Annotated in this window: 16 protein-coding genes; 5 read left to right on the top strand and 11 right to left on the bottom strand. The window is 71.5% G+C overall.

Annotated elements, in window-relative coordinates:
- Positions 1–28: 28 nt before the first annotated feature.
- From ACFVS6_RS11535 to ACFVS6_RS11565, 7 genes are all read right to left on the bottom strand, one after another.
- Positions 29–409: an STAS domain-containing protein gene (locus tag ACFVS6_RS11535; protein WP_389702850.1), complete on the bottom strand. Its 381-nt coding sequence runs from the start codon at positions 407–409 to the stop codon at positions 29–31.
- A gap of 649 nt (positions 410–1058) precedes the next feature.
- On the bottom strand, positions 1059–2465 hold the full coding sequence (locus tag ACFVS6_RS11540; protein ID WP_389702852.1) for an oxygenase MpaB family protein: 1407 nt from the start codon (positions 2463–2465) through the stop codon (positions 1059–1061).
- Between the two features lie 86 nt (positions 2466–2551).
- The gene (locus ACFVS6_RS11545; protein ID WP_389702853.1) at positions 2552–3157 is read right to left on the bottom strand and encodes an N-acetylmuramoyl-L-alanine amidase; all 606 of its coding nucleotides are present in this window, start codon (positions 3155–3157) and stop codon (positions 2552–2554) included.
- Positions 3158–3186: 29 nt separating this feature from the next.
- Positions 3187–3858, bottom strand: a complete 672-nt coding sequence (locus ACFVS6_RS11550) for a peptidoglycan DD-metalloendopeptidase family protein (RefSeq protein ID WP_389702855.1) — start codon at positions 3856–3858, stop codon at positions 3187–3189.
- 113 nt (positions 3859–3971) lie between these two features.
- Entirely contained in the window at positions 3972–4352 is a 381-nt protein-coding gene (locus tag ACFVS6_RS11555; protein WP_389702857.1) for a hypothetical protein, read from the bottom strand.
- Positions 4353–4552: 200 nt separating this feature from the next.
- Positions 4553–4834 (bottom strand): helix-turn-helix domain-containing protein, encoded by a 282-nt coding sequence (locus ACFVS6_RS11560; RefSeq protein ID WP_389702859.1) that lies wholly within the window; start codon positions 4832–4834, stop codon positions 4553–4555.
- Between the two features lie 1091 nt (positions 4835–5925).
- Positions 5926–7836 (bottom strand): PucR family transcriptional regulator, encoded by a 1911-nt coding sequence (locus ACFVS6_RS11565; RefSeq protein ID WP_389702861.1) that lies wholly within the window; start codon positions 7834–7836, stop codon positions 5926–5928.
- A 721-nt stretch (positions 7837–8557) separates the two neighbouring features.
- On the opposite strand from ACFVS6_RS11565, the gene ACFVS6_RS11570 reads away from it, so the two are divergent.
- Together ACFVS6_RS11570 and ACFVS6_RS11575 are read left to right on the top strand one after the other, a co-directional pair.
- Positions 8558–9052, top strand: coding sequence for a helix-turn-helix domain-containing protein (locus ACFVS6_RS11570; RefSeq protein WP_389702863.1), 495 nt, complete (start codon positions 8558–8560; stop codon positions 9050–9052).
- 41 nt (positions 9053–9093) lie between these two features.
- A complete protein-coding gene (locus tag ACFVS6_RS11575; RefSeq protein WP_389702865.1) occupies positions 9094–9816 on the top strand; it encodes a hypothetical protein in 723 nt (240 codons plus the stop codon).
- A gap of 93 nt (positions 9817–9909) precedes the next feature.
- Here the strand turns inward: ACFVS6_RS11575 and ACFVS6_RS11580 are convergent, their stop codons facing one another.
- The gene (locus ACFVS6_RS11580) at positions 9910–11100 is read right to left on the bottom strand and encodes a cytochrome P450 (protein WP_389702866.1); all 1191 of its coding nucleotides are present in this window, start codon (positions 11098–11100) and stop codon (positions 9910–9912) included.
- 477 nt (positions 11101–11577) lie between these two features.
- Positions 11578–12021: a hypothetical protein gene (locus tag ACFVS6_RS11585; protein WP_389702868.1), complete on the bottom strand. Its 444-nt coding sequence runs from the start codon at positions 12019–12021 to the stop codon at positions 11578–11580.
- 207 nt (positions 12022–12228) lie between these two features.
- Here ACFVS6_RS11585 and ACFVS6_RS11590 point away from each other — a divergent pair, with 207 nt between their 5' ends.
- Positions 12229–12612 carry a hypothetical protein gene (locus ACFVS6_RS11590; protein WP_389702870.1) on the top strand — a complete coding sequence of 128 codons (384 nt, stop codon included), beginning with the start codon at positions 12229–12231 and terminating at the stop codon, positions 12610–12612.
- Between the two features lie 60 nt (positions 12613–12672).
- On the opposite strand, the gene ACFVS6_RS11595 is transcribed toward ACFVS6_RS11590, so the two are convergent.
- A complete protein-coding gene (locus tag ACFVS6_RS11595) occupies positions 12673–13833 on the bottom strand; it encodes a nitrate/nitrite transporter (protein ID WP_389702945.1) in 1161 nt (386 codons plus the stop codon).
- A 137-nt stretch (positions 13834–13970) separates the two neighbouring features.
- Here ACFVS6_RS11595 and ACFVS6_RS11600 point away from each other — a divergent pair, with 137 nt between their 5' ends.
- Positions 13971–14510, top strand: a complete 540-nt coding sequence (locus tag ACFVS6_RS11600) for a putative immunity protein (RefSeq protein WP_389702872.1) — start codon at positions 13971–13973, stop codon at positions 14508–14510.
- 113 nt (positions 14511–14623) lie between these two features.
- Here the strand turns inward: ACFVS6_RS11600 and ACFVS6_RS11605 are convergent, their stop codons facing one another.
- Positions 14624–15397 (bottom strand): GAP family protein, encoded by a 774-nt coding sequence (locus tag ACFVS6_RS11605; RefSeq protein WP_389702873.1) that lies wholly within the window; start codon positions 15395–15397, stop codon positions 14624–14626.
- A gap of 137 nt (positions 15398–15534) precedes the next feature.
- On the opposite strand from ACFVS6_RS11605, the gene ACFVS6_RS11610 reads away from it, so the two are divergent.
- Complete coding sequence (locus tag ACFVS6_RS11610) at positions 15535–16146, top strand: HdeD family acid-resistance protein (protein ID WP_389702875.1); 612 nt, start codon at positions 15535–15537, stop codon at positions 16144–16146.
- Positions 16147–16169 lie beyond the last annotated feature (23 nt).

The following is a 16169-nucleotide window of genomic DNA, read 5'->3' on the forward strand; positions in this document are numbered from 1 at the left end:
TCCACGGCGCGCGTCCCCGCACGCCACCTCATCCCCCGTACGAGGTGCAGCGCTGGGGGTGGGGGGCGTGGCGGTGCTCGGCCGGGACCGTACCGAAGACCCCGTCGGTGCCGGTCAGCGTCAGCAGGACCCGCAGGGGGCGGCTGGCCGCGGTCACCGCGAAGGCGACGCCGCGGGCCTCTGCGGCCAGGCGGACGGTCAGGAGTTCGTTCAGGCAGGCCGAGGAGCAGAACGTCAGACCCGAGCCGTCGACTTCCAGGCGGTGCGGGGCCGGTTCGGCCGCGAGCGCGTCGTGCAGCGCCGTGCGCAGGACGGGACAGGTGTCGTTGTCGGCCTCCCCGGCCACCACCACCCGAAGCACACCCGGCTCGACCTCCGTCAGGCTCGCCCGCAGCGGTGTGTCCTTCACGACCCGTCCTCCGTCCACGAGGCGGCGCCCCGTCTCCCCCGACCATGCACCGCGGACCCACCCCTCCACAGCCCGCAGAACGAAGCGTCCCGCCGGGAACGTCCACGGAACGAAGCCCCCGACGAACCGCGGCTCGGTCGAGTCGGGTCGGGGCAGGTCGAGCCGGGTTCGGTTCGCCTCGGCTCGGCGGGCACGCGCCTCACCGGCACCGCGCCGGTCCGGTGCCGTGCCGCCGCTTCCGGCCGTCGCAGTCGTCCGGTGGTCGGACCGTTCGTAGGACGGGACACCGCACCGGGCGTTCCTACGGTCGAAGGGCGACGCCCGATCGGACATCGCCCCCACAACAGAGGAGACGGCCATGGCCCCCCGCATCGACAGCCCCCGGACCGACACCCGCGGCCTCCCGGCGGCGCTCACTCTGGATCTCCGTCCCTCGGCCGGCCGCTCGGCCGGCCATGACAAGCGGGCCTGTGTGTGCGGCTGGAACTGTTTCACCCGGGCCTCGGGTGCACAGGTCCCCTCCCGCACCCCCTGACCCGGCGGCGAAGAAAGCACCCGCCCGCGGCCCCGTCCGGCCCGGGCGGGCGCGTCGGGTCCGGTCGGCGCGTCGGCTCGGACCGGGTTCCGTCACGCCCACCCCTCCTGACCGTCAGGGACGACCCAGCAGCGCCACGCCCGCGGCCGTGTCCGCGCGGGCGGTGAAGAAGTCGGTGAACGCGGCGACGAACTCCTCCTCGCTGATCCGTCCGTCCCCGTCCGCGTCCAACTCCCGGAAGGCCTCGTTCAGTTCGGCCGGGTGCACGCGTGGCCCTCCGAACAGCACGCGGTACTCGTCGGCGCACAGGTGCCCGCTCCCGTCGGTGTCGACGGCCCGGAACAGGGCGCGCACCGCCGGCCCGAGACCGCGCTCGATGTAGTCCGCGTCACGATCGACACCCGCGAGCATGGCGGTCACGAACTCCGCGCAGTCCACCGCTCCGTCACCGTCCGCGTCCATTCCTTCCCGCAGTTGCCGCCACCACGTCTCGAAGGCGGCATGGAGCAGGTCCTCGCGGTCGACGGGGAGTTCCAACTGCCAGCACACGTTGTGGACCATCGCCTGGAGGTCGGCGCTGTCCACCCGCCCGTCACCGGTCTGGTCGAGCACCTGGCGGAAGAACGCCTCCAGCCGTGCCGGGCGGGAGTCGACGGTACGGGGCCGGGGCAGACGTGCGGCGGCGGGGCGCCGCGATGCGGCTCGTGGTGCGTCACCGTCGGAATGACCGCGGTAGCGCAGTCGGTCCGGCAGTCGCGTCATCACCTGCCGCATGCCGCGGTGCACCGTCCAGGAGAGGGCGGCGGCCGTTCGGGTGCGGGGCATCGCGAACCGCTCGTGCCAGGCGGGCGGCAGGTCGGCGACGGTCAGGGTGGTCAGTACGCTCGCGGCTACCGCGCGCATCAGTGGCCAGGCGGGGTGCAGCAGTCCGAGGCGGCGGGGGGCGGGAGCCTCGCGCAGCATGTCGAAGAGCAGGTAGCGGACCTGCTCGCCGCATTCCAGAACCTCGCGGACGGTCCGGTCGACGTACGCGGGCACGTCGGCGGCGGTCGCGGGGAGGGCGTCCTCGGGAATGCCGAGCTCCGCGCAGATCTCCTTGAACTCCCCGTACAGGATGTCGAGTTCGCGGGTGGCGAGGGGGTCGCCCGACAGCTCGCGCATGGCCGTCATGGCCTCGTACAGGGTCACCATCACCCAGGCGCGGACCTGCGGGTCCTCGGCGTCGTACGGGCGGCCGGCGTCGTCGGTGCCGCGGATGCGGCGGTGCGCGCGCTCCAGTCGGGCCACCTCGCGCCGTCGTTCTTCGGGAGTGGCGAAGAACAGCCGGCTCCCGCTCTCCATGGTGTGCTCGATCCGCCGCCAGGGGTGGGCCCGGTAGGTGGAGTAACGGGCGGTGCCGGCGGCGACGGCCGGGTGTGCGGTCTGCAGGACGAGAAGTCGCCACGCCACCAGCCCGATGCGCCATTCGCCGAGGGTGAGGCGCAACAGGCCGGCCGCGGAGGGTGGGGGGTTCGGTGTCACGTGGTGCTCCTCGATGTGGGCCGACGGGAGCACAACGCGGCAACGGCGCGGGAGGTTGCGGTGATCGGCTCGGCTCCTCGCGCGGCTCATGTCAGCCGGCGTGCCACGGAGGAGCGGACGGCGCCCATCGTGATGCCGGGTCCCCTCGGGTCCACCTTGCCCGGTTGCCACTCCGCGTGACCGATCACCGACGTGTCGCCGGTCGTGCCCCAGCCGTGGGCCCGGCACAGCGCCGCGCACACCCGCACGATCGCGTCCACCTGCTCGGGCGGCCAGGGGTCCTCCCCGTCACCGAGGTTCTCGCACTCGAAGCCGTAGAAGTGTCGGTTGCCGTCCGTCGTCGTCTCCGCGACCCCGGGCAGCGGGCCCTCGGCCCGGACCGCGGCGAGTACGGCCGGATCGCCGAGGCCGGCGTGGTTGGCGCGGCCGTACCCGACCAGGTGCAGGGTGCCGTCCTTGCCGATCACGCCGTGGCACAGCGGCCCGGGCAGGTCCCCGTGCCCGCCGGAGCAGAGCCGCACGGTTGCCTCGATGCCCTTCGTCACGGTGTGGTGCACCATCACACCGTGCACGGGCCCCCACCGGCCCTTGTGGTCGCGGTTGTGGGTGCGCCAGCCGGGGCACTCCACGATCTTGACGCCTTCGTCGACGAGCGCGGCGAGGAAGGCGTCGGGACTGAGCGGATCGGCCAACGTGACCTCCTGCGCGGGTGCGTTCGTGGCTATCGGGGCGGCAGTTTCAGCTTCTGGCCGACCCCGATGCGGTCGGGATCGGTGATGCCGTTGAGTCGGGCGATCTCCGGATACCGGCCGGCGTTGCCGAGTTTCGCCAGTGCGATCCCGGACAGGGTGTCCCCCGCCTTGACGGTGTACGCGGCGGGGGCCTTGGCCGCCGCCGGGCGGGCGGCCGCCTTCTTGGCGACGGGTTTGCGCACGACGCTCTTCTTCGTCCCGACCTTCGTCCCGGCTTTCGTCCCGATCTTCGTCCCCGCCTTCGCCACGCCCTTGCCGGCCAGGTACGCCATGGGGTCGGTATGGCCGTTGTAGCTGTTGGCGGTGCGCGTCTCGAAGTGCAGGTGCGGCCCCGTCACGTTGCCCGTCGCACCGGACAGGCCCAGCCGCAGGCCGCCGCTCACGCTCTGACCGGGCTTGACGTCGACCCTGCTGAGGTGCGCGTACAGGGTGAAGCGTCCGTCCTCCATCCGAAGGATCACGCAGTTCCCGTACGCGCCCTGGTCACCGGCCGCCACCACGGTGCCCGGGCCGACCGCCGCGACCGGGGTGCCGGCGGGGCACCCGAAGTCCACTCCGGTGTGGAAGCCGGCCGCCCAGCCCCCGGGTTGCCGGTACTTCGCGGTGATCCGCCCCTTGGCCACGGGCATCTGCCAGTTCATCGGCCGGGTCCTCTCGTCCGCGGCGCGCGCGTTCGCGCAGCACCCCTGCCAGCCTGTGCCGGGACGCGCCGGAGCTCACCCGGGAAGAGGCCGAACGGGTGAGGCGTCCCCGCTCACGCCGCCAGGGGCCGGTCCCGTCCGCCGGTCGGGTCTTCGACCGGTGTCTCCTCGTCGTCCTCGTCGCCGCCGTCGTCGCAGTCCGGACACCACGGGCCGAGGCGGCTGTGGGTCCGGATCATCCATTCGCCGACCGCCGTGACGGACAGCCCGAGCGCGAGGAAGGGATTCACCCGCTCGGGCGCGCCTCCCGTGACCACCACCCGGCACACGGCGCCGAGGCACAGGACCGTGGAGCCCGCGATCACGGTGAGGGTCATGACGACCTTCGGGAGTGATCCGGTGGAGCTGTGGAACACCCTGAGGCCCCAGCGCGCGTTGCGATCCCCGCGCGCCGTCTCCGCCGGGTTGAGCGGCATCCGCTTGACGCACTCCACGCACAGCGGCCCTTTGTTGTGCCGCCTCCGCATCGCGAGGGAGCAGACCAGCAGTACGTCGCCGATCAGGAGGGTGATGGTGGCGTAGTCCGTGGTTTAGGCGGCCACGGCGGCGAGGACCACCACCGCGGCGGCCACCACGGCCGGCGTGTCCACGAAGTGGCGGTGCCTCATTTCGGCGGCGCGACTGCGCCAGTACGTCATGGGGCGACCTCCTCGACGACCTTGCGGTCGGCTTCGCGGGGCACCAGGGCCACGGTGAGGTCGGTGCCCAGCGCCTCGGCGACCCTGCGGAGGACGTCAAGACTCGGGAGGCTCCGGGCGGCTTCCAGCCGGGAGACGTGCGGCTGCCTCATGCCGGCCGCCTCGGCGAGTTGACTCTGGGACCAGCCGAGTTCCGTCCGGCGGTCGAACACCGCCTGGGCGATGCGGTAGGCGAGATCCCGTTCGTCGAGCTCGCCGGACTCCTGCTTCCTGAGCATACCTCTGATGGTATGTACGCCTTGAGCGGGACACAAGGGGCGGGGCGCAGGAGGCGGGCCGGCTCCCGATGCGCGTGGCGCCATCGCCGACCGGGGGGCACTCGACCGGCCCTCGCCCGGACGGGCGGCGGGTTGTCCGGGGGAAGCGGCTCCTGCCACTCCCCCGGCACCCGTCGTCCGGTGTTCAAGGCGACCGGATCGCCCGCAAGCACGCCGTCACCCTCTTCCGGGTCCACTTCCGTGCCGTACACCCCCGTGGTCCGGCACTGCACGATTTCTCGAACCGTGGGTTCCGAAATGCTGGTCGGGCTGTGCTTGCTCCGACAACGCTACGCAGGTACGGAATCGCTCACCATTGCGCAGATGCACAATCCGAGGAGTTCGACCTGTGGGTTCTGCACCATGACTCATACATATGCACCTGAGGTGCACATGCCGCGGCTCCGACCCTCCGGAGTTGCACATCGGGCCCGCCGCAAAGAAAACCCGGCCGCTTATCCCGTGAGTCGAAGATTCGCGGGACGCCGATTTTCGGCCACCGAGTCCAATTTCGGATTCAACGAATCACGCACGACCCGACCCGGATTCATGGAGGTAATTCCGGTCAAACATCCCGCGTATTTTCGGCCACCCGAAGGCGTCGTCATGGGCGCCGGCGTCTACTGCGCCGGATGCTCCCACCTGCGTTTTCCTCAAGAACTGCACCTGCCGCGCCGCACGGAGCGCTCTGCGGACTCCTCGCGGAAGCCACAGCCGCCACCCGTATCGGTCGCTTCGTCCGGCCGCTCGGGAAGTAAACCCGTTTCCAGCCGTCCTTCGCGTTCCCGCCGGCCGAAAAGTCAAAATCGTGGAGCCGGTCACAGACCGTCCGCGCGGAATCGCCCCCGAGCCTCCGAAAAGGGTTTCCAGTAGCAGACGCCCGACGGAGGACGAACTCGTCGCAAGCCGATCAGATTTCGCTCAACCTGCGGAAAGGAGCACCGGACGACGGGACATGTCCGCTCCGTTCCGCAGCCGGTGAAACAGGCACTCGAAAGGGCCCGGCACCTCGGTTCGGGGCATGACGGCCTGTATCCCGCGGGCCGATCGGATCAGGCGGCCGCGCACAGTTCGCGGGACGAGTCCGGAAGCTGGGGGGCGCCCGACATGAGGTTCAATGCGAACAGCAGGTCGCGCATGCCGCTCAGCGAGGACAGGTCACGCGACAGGTGCCCTTCCAGCGCTCTGATGTGCGAGCGGACCGTGGCCTCCGACAGACCCAGTTCACGCGCGGTCGCCTCCAGGTGCGCGTCGAACGTGAGCCACGCCGTCGCCGTGCTGAGCAGGTCGCGCCTGTCCGCGCAGGCGGGCCGCAGCAACACCTCGGCCCAGGCACGGATCTGCGGGCCGTCGAGCAGCCCCCGAAGCGTGGGCTCCTCGGCTTCGAGGCATCCGCCGGGAGGCTCCGGCAACTCCCGCTGGGTGACGATCTCCAGCGCCAGGCCGACGGTGACGCGGTCCGTCAGCGCCGCGAAGTCCTTGTTGAGCAGTTCGGCGGCGCGGGCCACCCGCCGGGTCACGGTGTTGCGATGCAGGTCCAGACGCCGCGCGGCCACGGTGTACGGGTAGGCCAGGGCGGTGGGGAGCGTCTCGCGGAGCAGTTCCCACTGGGTGTCGACCTGCATCAGGGGACTCAACAGCCGGCGGGCCCACACCTGGGCGTCGTGGGCCGGAAGCAGGCTCACCAGGTCGGTGTCCTGCACGGAGAGCGCGACGGAGTCCGGCTGGTGGACGGCGAACCGCTGGGCGGTGGTCGCTTCGTGGAGGGCGCGGCCGAGGAGGGACATGGAGTACACCCCGCTGCCGCCCAGCGAGGCCTCCGCACCGAGTACGGAAACCAGCCGGGTCAGCTCGACGGCCACCTTGTCGTCCGTCTCGTCGGCCCGGACCGGGTGGATCACCAGGATCCGGTCGTGGCGGCGCGCGTCGGCGATGACCATGGCGCGGCCGGCCGTGACGGCCTCGCAGCGGCGGACGGCTGCGTCGCGTCGACTGGGCGAGGTCTCCACGACGAAGACCCGGGCGGTCTCGGGGTCGAGCAGTCCCGGCGCGAGGCTCCTCATGACCCGGCGGGCCTTGGACACCTCGCCGTCCAGCAGGAGCTCCGCGGCGGCGCCGCGCGCGTCCCGGACGGCGTCGGAGGCCGCCCGGTACTCGCGGCGCGCCTGGTCCACCAATCCGAGGAGCTTGGCGGCCTGCCGGAGCAGTCGCAGATCGGCGTCGTCGAACGGCGTGCGCCGGGCCACCGCGAGGACCGTGTCCGCGGCGGAGGAGGGGCCGAGCGAGATGAGCCGGGTGTGCGGTCCGGAGCGGGCGTCAGGGGCGTTGCCGTCGACGGATTGACGGATGATCGCCTGCGCGAGTTCCTCGGCCGCCGTGGCCGGCGACGCGACGAGGACGCGGTCGGGTTCGCTGACCATCACCTGTACGTCGAGGGCGCGGGCGAGCCAGTCGGCGATGCGCTGCATGGCCCTGTGGTCGGCGAGTCGGGCCGGCAGTTCCTGTACGAGTGAGGCGAGTTGGGCGGCCCGCCGCTCGGCGCACGCGACCCGGGACTCCTGGATGGCTTCGTGCACCCCTTGCCACTGTTCCACCGGCGCGGTGGTGAGGAGGAGGGGGATGCCCAGCCGGTCCGCCAGGTCCACGAGGGGCTGGGGGTACGGCTGACGGGCACCCGGAGCGGAGCTGAGGATCAGACCGGCGCAACCGTCACGACTCATGCGCCGCAGCAGTACCTCCAGCACGATGGTGATGCGACCGCGCAGGCGGAAGGGGACCGTGTCGGCGATCAGTACGACGAAGCCGTCGGGCAGCGTGGACGGTGCCCCTTCTTCCAGGAGCTTCTCCGGGGTCAGCGAGAGGACGCCCGTCACCTCCACCGCCCGGGCGGGAGCGGAGCACTGGCCGAAGAAGGTCAGTTCGAGCTCGGGGTTGCGGGTGGGCAGCGTGCCCAGGGTTGGCATCGAGCGCTCCTCGAAGCAGTCCGGAAGTTGTCGCGTGGGTGCCCCGTGCCGTACAGGGAGCTGCACGGGCACCTCGGTCACGACCTCATGCCTGCTCTCCCGCGAGCCTCACGTGCTCACCCGGATCCGGCAGGGCCCCTGACTCGAAATGCACAGTGCGCGAACGGCGCTCGGGCATGCTGGGAAGCGGTCGTGCCCCCACGGTCGGAGCGGTCGGACGGGGCTGGACGGGTACGTTCCCACGACCGCGGAGCCCACCATCGAGGACGGGAGTGGAGCCGTTGTCGTGTCGTCGGAGGCGGCCGGGCGAGAAACGCACGTCCCCCGCGGCCCGTCCCGACGCCCGGTCACGGTCCCTGAATGCCAACTCCGGACTCAACTGCCCCCCTGTATGGTGCAACGCCGACCGCGTGGGTACGCGCCGCACGGTGTGCGGCCGACCAGCGGCCGGTCGCTCCTCCGCCCCGTGTCCAACCTGCGGGGACGTCTCGTACGAGGGGCCGCCACGGCAGCTCGACGCCCCCTCGTGCGCAGGCCCGAATTCCCGCGCACACGCCGGTGCGCAAGGTTGCGTTCCCTATCGGGATACTGCCTTCCGCACCCAACCGTGTCAACTAAAGTACACAGGCGTAGGCCCAGACAGAGCGAGAGACCGGTACGTGGTTGTGTGCATGCATCAGCAGGACGTCCTTCGGGCCGTGAGCGGCACCTCCTGCCTGGCGTGAGCGGCGACCGTCCGTCGATCGCGGACAAACTCAAGGCCCTCATGACCGGCCTGCGGGGCCGTAGCCACACGTCCAGGTCGCTCTCGGAATCCGTCGACGCCCTGCCCGACGGCCATCCTTCGCTGTCCCATGCCGCCATCGCCAAGATCGCGAACGGTTCGCAGACCAACCCGACCGTCGGCACCCTGCTGGCCCTGTGCGAAGCTCTGGGCGTCCCACCCGCCCACCTCCTCCCGCACGAGGCCTACGACGACCTCGAGGCGCTGGAGGCGTTCGAAAACCCTCTCGCGCGACACGTCCTGGCCCTGCTGAACGGTCTCCCGGAGAGTGAACTGTCGGGCGTCATCAAAGATTTGGAACGGCGAAGGGCCCACGTCGGCCTGGAACCGGTTCCGCCCCGAGCGGCCGTCACGCCGCCGAGCAAGCGCCGGCGACGGCGGAAACCGGACGAGGCCGCTCACTATGCGGCCGACTCATTGGAAGGGCTGTAGTAGTGGACGGCATAGTCTTCGGGACGTGCACACTGGCCGGCTTGCTGGTCACCGTGCTCTGCACGCGCAGGGCCCTGGGAACTCCCCGGGTATCCACATGGGCCATCGCCATCGCGTTCGGGGTGTGCACACTTGGCGTCCTGTTCGCGGTCCCCGTCGTGGCCGGGGCGGCGGAGGACGTCACCGGTGTCGTCAACATCGGCAAGCTCATCGCGCACGTCTGCGCGATCCTCTGGTGCGCCGCACTGCAGATCACCATGGTGGACCTGGCCTACCGTCCCGAGTACGTGAAGTCGGCCATCTTCCACCGGGGTTTCGCCGCCGTGGTCGAGCTCGCGATCATGGTTCCGCTGTTCCTGGCGACGAACGCCCCCGACATCGCGTTCACGACCGCCCACGCCGACAACCCCAAGGTCGCGGCGTACCTCCTGCTCTACCTCTCGTACGTCATGGTCACCTGCGGGGAGTTGGCGTTCATGTGCGGCAGGACGGCCCGCCGCAACTGGGGCATCCGGCCCTGGAGCGGCGCCGGGTTCTCCCTGTCCGCCATGGCGGCCGTCTTCGGACTGGCCTACGCCCTGACCAAGGGGAGCTACATCATCTTCTACACCCTCGACAGGCCGTGGTCGCTGAAGACCGAGGAGTTCATCAGCCCCACCCTGAGCGGCCTCGCGGTGATCTTCCTCTTCGCCGGCCTGACGCTCCCCATGATGGGCGCCTTCCGGGAACGACTCCGTCAGAAGAAGGCCCTGGCGTCGGGTTAGGTCGTCTCCCTCGGCTCCACCACCAGCTCCACCACGAGCCCTGCCGACGCCGCCACGGCGTGGGCAGGGCTCGCTGCCGTTCCGCACGCCGCATCAGGGCGATTCGCGTACCGCCTCGTAGCGGACCGACAGTTCCCTCAGACCTCGGGAGCGCAGGGACCGGCGCCACTGCGGAGCCGGATCCACCAACTCCAGCGTGGGGTAGCGCTCCAGGAGGGCCGCGAGGGCGATCTCCACCTCCGCGCGGGCGAGGGGGCCGCCGAGGCAGTAGTGGATGCCGTGGCCGAGCGCCAGGTGGCCGGAGGTGTCGCGGTCGAGGTCCAGAACGTCGGGCTGCGCGAAGCGCGCCGGATCCCGGTTGGCCGCCGACAGGGACACCAGGACCGTCTCCCCCGCCGCCACCGTGACGCCCGCGATGGTCAGGTCCTCGGTGGCGAACCTGCGGATCGCGAGCAGGGCGGGACCTTCCAGACGGGCGAACTCGGCCACCGCGGCGGGAAGTCGGGAGGGATCCTTGCGGAGCAGGGCCAGCTGCTCCGGATGCCGCAGGAGGGTGTGGATCGCGTTGCCGATCAGCTGGGCCGTGTTCTCGTAGCCCGCGAACAGGGCGAGGAAGGCGACCGACATCAGCTCGTCCTCGCTGAGGCGGTCCCCCTCGGCGTCCCGGACCGCGATCAGGTCGGACAGCAGGTCGTCGGCGGGCCGGCTCCGCTTGTGCGCCATGAGCTCGGTGAGGAAGCCGAGCATCGCCACCAGCGCCTCCTTCACCGCCTGCGGTCGCGCGGGATCCGGTGCCACCAGCGCCTCCGTCCAACCGCGGAAGTCCACACGCCGGTCCTCGGGTATCCCCAGCAGGTCGCAGATCACGATGATCGGCAACGAGAACGCGTAGCCGGCCAGCAGGTCCGCGCTGCCGGCCGGCCCGAGCCGGTCCAGGAGCCGGTCGGCGGTCTCGCGGATCGGCGTCCGCAGCTGCTCCACCCGCCGCGCGGTGAAGGCGCGGGCCACCAGCCCGCGAATGCGCGTGTGATCCGGAGCGTCCATGTTGAGGAGGTTGGCGTCCAACGCGGGCGGGAGGGCGAAGCCCCGGTAGGTTCCCTCCGCGGCGTTGGACTTGTCCAGGGACAGCCTCGGGTCGGTGAGCGCCGCACGGACGTCGTCGTACCGTGTGACGAGCCACGCGGGCGTGCCGTCGGTGCCCGTGACGCGGCACACCGGCGCGGTGTCCCGGAGCCTGTCGTAGACGGAGTACGGGTGCTCGATCAGTTCGCCCTGAAGATCCATGATCCCACCCTAGAACGTGGCGCGTTCCTACCGAACGGGGCCCATCGGCGTGCGCGAGCGGGGCGTCCGCCGCGTGACCGGCACCGTCCTTCCGCTCGAACTGATCTTGAACTGCGGAATTGTGGGAACGGTGAGGGGAGACATCGATTCTCCGTACGCTGCCGCCGCACAAGGAGCCGCACTCCATGAGCACCACCCAGACCCGGCTCGCCCGCCAATCCCCTCGGTCGGACGCCCCCACGCCCACCGTCCTGCCCTACTCGTGGGGGGCCGACGCGATGCTGGACGCGGTGTACGAGACGCACCGCCGTTTCCGGCACGGCGCGTACGCCGTGCCGTGCCCGGACTGTCACGCGCCGGCCGGCGAACTGTGCCTGGCGCGGCGGAGCGTGCACGCCGCACGCAGGCGGGCCCACCGGGACGGACCGGCGCGGAACGAGCAGGGCGCCGTCCCGGTGGCGGCGGTCGGCCCTTCGATCAGGAGGCGGGGGGTGTCGCGGTGTGGTCCGGATGGCCGGGGGTCCGCCGCGTCGTCTTGAGGCGGGCCTCCAGGAGGTGGTCGCGTCCGCCGGCCAGCTCGTCGACTACGTCACGTTCGACGGCGGCGAAGGGACGGTAGTAGGTGGAGTTGTAGGCCTCGATGATCTGGAACGTCCAGTGGCCCGGGATCACGTTGCGGCCCACGATCTCCCGTTCCACCCGCCGGGCGTGCTCCTCGTGGCCCGCCTCGCGCAGCAGCCGCACCGCTTCGCCGAGTTCGAAGTCCGCCGTCCCCGTCAGCTGGTGGAAGCCGTAGAGGTGGCCGCGGGCCCGCTCCGTGGTCTCCAGCGCCTTCGAAAGCGCGCCCAGGGCGCGCACCGTCCCCTCGTCGACGCCCTCGGGCACCTGGTGCGCCGGATCCGTCTCGCGATTGCTGTCCATGAGGGTGTTCTGCCCGGGGAGCGCCGCGCCGAGCGGCCCGTTGGACCGAGCGGCGTAAGGCCCGCCCGTCGCCCCGACGGGTGTGCGGGCCGATTTCACGCCTGCCTGGGTCCGGTTTCGGTCTGTACCGGGACGTAACCGGGGCGGGTCGCGCCGGCCGTTGTTCAATGCGCAAGTACAGGCGGAGACCGAGACGGGAAACGGCCCATGGCCTTATGGGTGCAGCAGCGCCACCAAGACCTCCACGAGCACGCACTGGACCACCTCCACGCACTCCACCGCTTCGCCGGACTCGACGATGCGGCGGCCCGCTTCTGCTGGCACCCCGAACAGGCCCGTCGGGCGGCCGCGCAGGGCCTCGTCTATCCGATCGACGGCCTCGACCACACCATCGTCCTCCACCCCGGCGCCCCGCCGGCCGACGCGATCCGCGCCGCCCACCGCCCCTGGACGCTCATGCTCCACCACCAGGGCATGACCGCCCACCACGCGTTCAACGCGCCCACGACGCCCGAGGCGTTCGAGCGGATCGTCAAGACCCTGGACTGCACGTTCGACGCCCGCCGGGCCGAGTGCCCGACGGGTTCCTGACCCGTCCGCTTCGGATCCTGTCGGCCGGGGCCGCGCCGGCCGGTGCGTCTCCGGGACGGCTCACCGGCTCGCGCGCAGGGTCCGCATGCGGCCGAAGGCGTACACGCATCCGGCGAGGGCCAGGTCGGACAGCAGCATGAACCCGATCGAGTAGGAGCCCTTGGCGCTGTAGATGGCGCCCATCAGCAGTGGTGGCACGAATCCCCCGAGGCCGCCGACGGCGCCGACGATGCCGGTGACGCTGCCCACCTGCGATTGTGGAGTCACCTGGGAGACCAGGGCGAAGACGCTGCCGCCCGCCGTGCCGAGCCCGGCCGCCATCAGCAGCAGGGCGACGGTCCCGTAGGGGGCGAGCGGCGGGTCGAACGCCTGCACCACGGCGAACAGGGCGACGACCGCCAGGGCCGCCGCGGTGACGAGTGCCGGGTGGAACCGGTCCGACAGCCGGCCTCCGACCGGACGGAAGATGACGGTGACCAGGGCGAAGCCGGCCGCCTTGGTGCCGGCGTCGGTCGGGGTCAGCTCGTACCAGGTCTTCAGGTAGGTCGGGAGGTAGACGCCGAACGCCACGACTCCCCCGAACCCGATCGCGTACAGGGCCGAGAGCTCCCACGTGACCCTCAGTCCTCCGGCCTGCCGGAGCCGGGAGGCCAGGGACGCGCTCGGTACCGGGCGCCCGGGTCGATCGGTGATGAGGATCGCGGCCAGCACGGCGTACACCGCGAGTGCGGCGGCCACCACGACGAAGGGCAGGTTCTCGCCGTGCGCGGCGATGCGCGGGGTGAAGTAGCCCGAGAGGGCCACGCCTCCGGTCCCCATGCCGAACACGCCCAGCGCGAAGCCGCGCCGACCGGGCGGGAACCAGGAGTTGACCAGCGGAACACCGATCGCGAACGTGGTGCCGCCCAGACCGAGCAGGAGGGCGACCACCAGGAGCAGCGCGTAGTCGTTCTTGACGGGGATCAGCAGGAGCACCGGCACGATGGTGAGCGCGGACACCAGCGGAAACATCAGCCTGGCGCCGTAGCGGTCGGTGAGGGCGCCCGCGGGGATGCGTCCCAGGGATCCGACGAGGACCGGGATCGCGACGAGCAGGGACTGCTGGAAGGAGCTGAGCCCCAGCCGGTCCTTGTACCCGGCGGCCAGCGGAGCGATCAGGTCCCACGCCCAGAACGTGAGCCCGAACCCCACCGTCGCCATGATCAGGTTTCGGTACGCCATGACGGAAGGCCGCTGATCGCTGTCCACGACCCCAGTCAAGACAGCCCGGCCATGACCGGCACGTCGAACGCCGCCGTACAGGTCGGGCGGTCGAAATTCCGGGGACGGCGTACGCCAGGGGTGGAAGGATCGGAACCATGACAACGGCAGCCGGTGATTTCGAACTGACGATGGACGAGCTGCGCGTCGTGACGCGCTACGCGGCGGAGAGCGCGCAGGAGGTCCTCGCCGTGTTCGAGGAGGCCGTTCCCGGGGATTCCCGTCCCCGCGCCGCCGTCGATGCCGCGTGGGAGTTCGTCAACGGCGCGAGGAGGAGCAACCTGCAACGCGTGACGTCGCTGGAGGCCCACCGGGCCGCGAAGGAGGCGGGGACGGAAACCGCGCTCCTCGCGGCCCGCTCCGCCGGGGACGCGGCGGCCGCCGCGTACCTGCACCCGATCGCGCGGGCCACCCAGGTGGGCCACATCCTGCGCGCCGCGGCGACCGCCGCCCGCGTCGCCGAGCTGAACGCGGGCGACGATCCCGCCGTCGGGGAGCTGCTGATCGAGCGGGCCCGGCAACGCGCGACGCCCGCGCTGATCTCCGTGCTGTGCCGGTATCCCACCGCCCCGACCGGCAGGAACCGGGTGGCACGGCTGATGTCCGCCCTGGACGCCTCGCTCCGCGCCTCCCACTGACCGGACGCCGACCGACCGACGGACCGTCCGGCGGGCCGCACCGGAGCGGCCCGGGACCCGGCGGCCGGTCGACCGGCCGCCGGGTCCTGGGGGCCCGCCATCCGGTCCTCCCGTCATCCGGTCAGCTGGTAGAGGCTCCTGCCGACGAGCCACAGTCCGAGCAGGAGGCAGATCACGACGATCGCAGGCTCCTTGTGGCGTTCGAGCCATCCGCGCAGGCGCAGCAGCGCGTGCTGGGCCTTCTCCGGCGAGAACACCCTGTAGAGCTCCATGGCGAGCAGCGTGGAGGTGGCCAGGAAGCAGAAGCCGGCGAGGGACAGGAAGGACCCGGCGTGGGAGAGGTCGGCCTGGACGACCGTCGCAGCAGCGGCGGCGACCATGCCCCAGGGCTGGAGGAGGACCGCCAGGGCGGCCGCGGACCATACGGTGACGCCGTCCACGCGGGACTTCGTGGAGGGCGCGGTGGCCGCTCGCGCGGGTGCGGCCGCCGCGCTGCCGCGGTGACGCCGGTGGCCGCCGTAGACGACCAGGCCGATGCCGATCAGCAGGGTGGCGACGAGCGCCGCCACGGAGGGCGGTGAGCGCGGCGGTGGCGGCTTCCCGTCGGTGAACAGCAGGACGGCGGCGATCACGGCCACGAGGCATGCCAGCCAGGCAAGGATGAACGCGAGGCCCTTCCATACCCCTCGGGGAGCGGACACCACCAGCACGAAGGCCATGACGGGCAGCGGGAACAGCGTGACCGCGAGTGCGATGAGGAGCAGGTCGAGCACCATGGCAGCACACCCATGGGGTCGGGCGGCCCTCGTGGCCCGGCCGCGTTCGGTGGCGAGGGCGAGGGCGGCGGTGATGACTTCATCGTCGACTTCCCGTTCGGTGACCGCCACGCGAACGCCCCTCCGCCGGTGGCCGTGGTGCGGCGAGCCGCCGCACCACGGCCTAATATGAACTGCACGATCGAACGCGGGATTTCCGGCGGCTTCGAATGCCCCCCTGCGAAGCGCCGGCCCGCCCGGGAGGCGTGATGAACGGATCCCCCGACACGGCCGCGCAGTACGCGCACGGCGACCCCGAGGACTTCCTGAAGCAGCTCGGAAGCTCTTGGCGCTGGGCGCTCGGCTTCGCGCTGGCGACCCTGATCCCCGGCATCCTGGTGCTCGTCTGGCCCGATGGGACGCTGCACGTCCTGGCCGTGATCATCGGTCTGCAACTGCTGGTGGCGGGAGGCTTCCGGTTCGTGACCGCCTTCTCGCAGAGCAGTGACCGGGGCGGCAGCAGGCTGGCGGGTGTCCTCATCGCCCTGCTGGCGTTCCTGGCGGGCGTCCTGGTCCTGCGGCACCCGATGCAGACCATCGGCGCGTTGTCCCTGATCGTCGGGGTCTTCTGGTTGCTGACGGGCGTCCTCACGGCGTACGTGGCGATCGCCGACCGCGGACTGGTGCACCGCGGCATGCTCCTCGGCCTGGGCGCACTCGGCGCCGTCGCCGGGATCGTCGTGCTCTGCTTCCCGGTGAACTCCGCGATCGCCCTGACACGTCTCCTCGGACTGTGGCTCGTCCTGCTCGGTGTGTTCGAAGTGGTGATGGCGTTCGCACTGCGTTCCGCCACCCGCCGTGCCGTGGGCGGGGCCCGGTAGGCGCGGCCGTGTCGGCCGCCCTC

Source organism: Streptomyces sp. NPDC057939 (assembly GCF_042887545.1).
GTDB lineage: Bacteria > Actinomycetota > Actinomycetes > Streptomycetales > Streptomycetaceae > Streptomyces.

What these genes read in the sequence shown, in the direction of transcription:
- ACFVS6_RS11550 (WP_389702855.1), bottom strand. Translation starts at nt 3,858, where the DNA reads ATGAACTGGCAGATGCCCGTGGCCAAGGGGCGGATCACCGCGAAGTAC.
- ACFVS6_RS11560 (WP_389702859.1), bottom strand. Translation starts at nt 4,834, where the DNA reads ATGCTCAGGAAGCAGGAGTCCGGCGAGCTCGACGAACGGGATCTCGCC.
- ACFVS6_RS11565 (WP_389702861.1), bottom strand. Translation starts at nt 7,836, where the DNA reads ATGCCAACCCTGGGCACGCTGCCCACCCGCAACCCCGAGCTCGAACTG.
- ACFVS6_RS11580 (WP_389702866.1), bottom strand. Translation starts at nt 11,100, where the DNA reads ATGGATCTTCAGGGCGAACTGATCGAGCACCCGTACTCCGTCTACGAC.
- ACFVS6_RS11585 (WP_389702868.1), bottom strand. Translation starts at nt 12,021, where the DNA reads ATGGACAGCAATCGCGAGACGGATCCGGCGCACCAGGTGCCCGAGGGC.
- ACFVS6_RS11590 (WP_389702870.1), top strand. Translation starts at nt 12,229, where the DNA reads ATGGCCTTATGGGTGCAGCAGCGCCACCAAGACCTCCACGAGCACGCA.
- ACFVS6_RS11595 (WP_389702945.1), bottom strand. Translation starts at nt 13,833, where the DNA reads ATGGCGTACCGAAACCTGATCATGGCGACGGTGGGGTTCGGGCTCACG.
- ACFVS6_RS11600 (WP_389702872.1), top strand. Translation starts at nt 13,971, where the DNA reads ATGACAACGGCAGCCGGTGATTTCGAACTGACGATGGACGAGCTGCGC.
- ACFVS6_RS11610 (WP_389702875.1), top strand. Translation starts at nt 15,535, where the DNA reads ATGAACGGATCCCCCGACACGGCCGCGCAGTACGCGCACGGCGACCCC.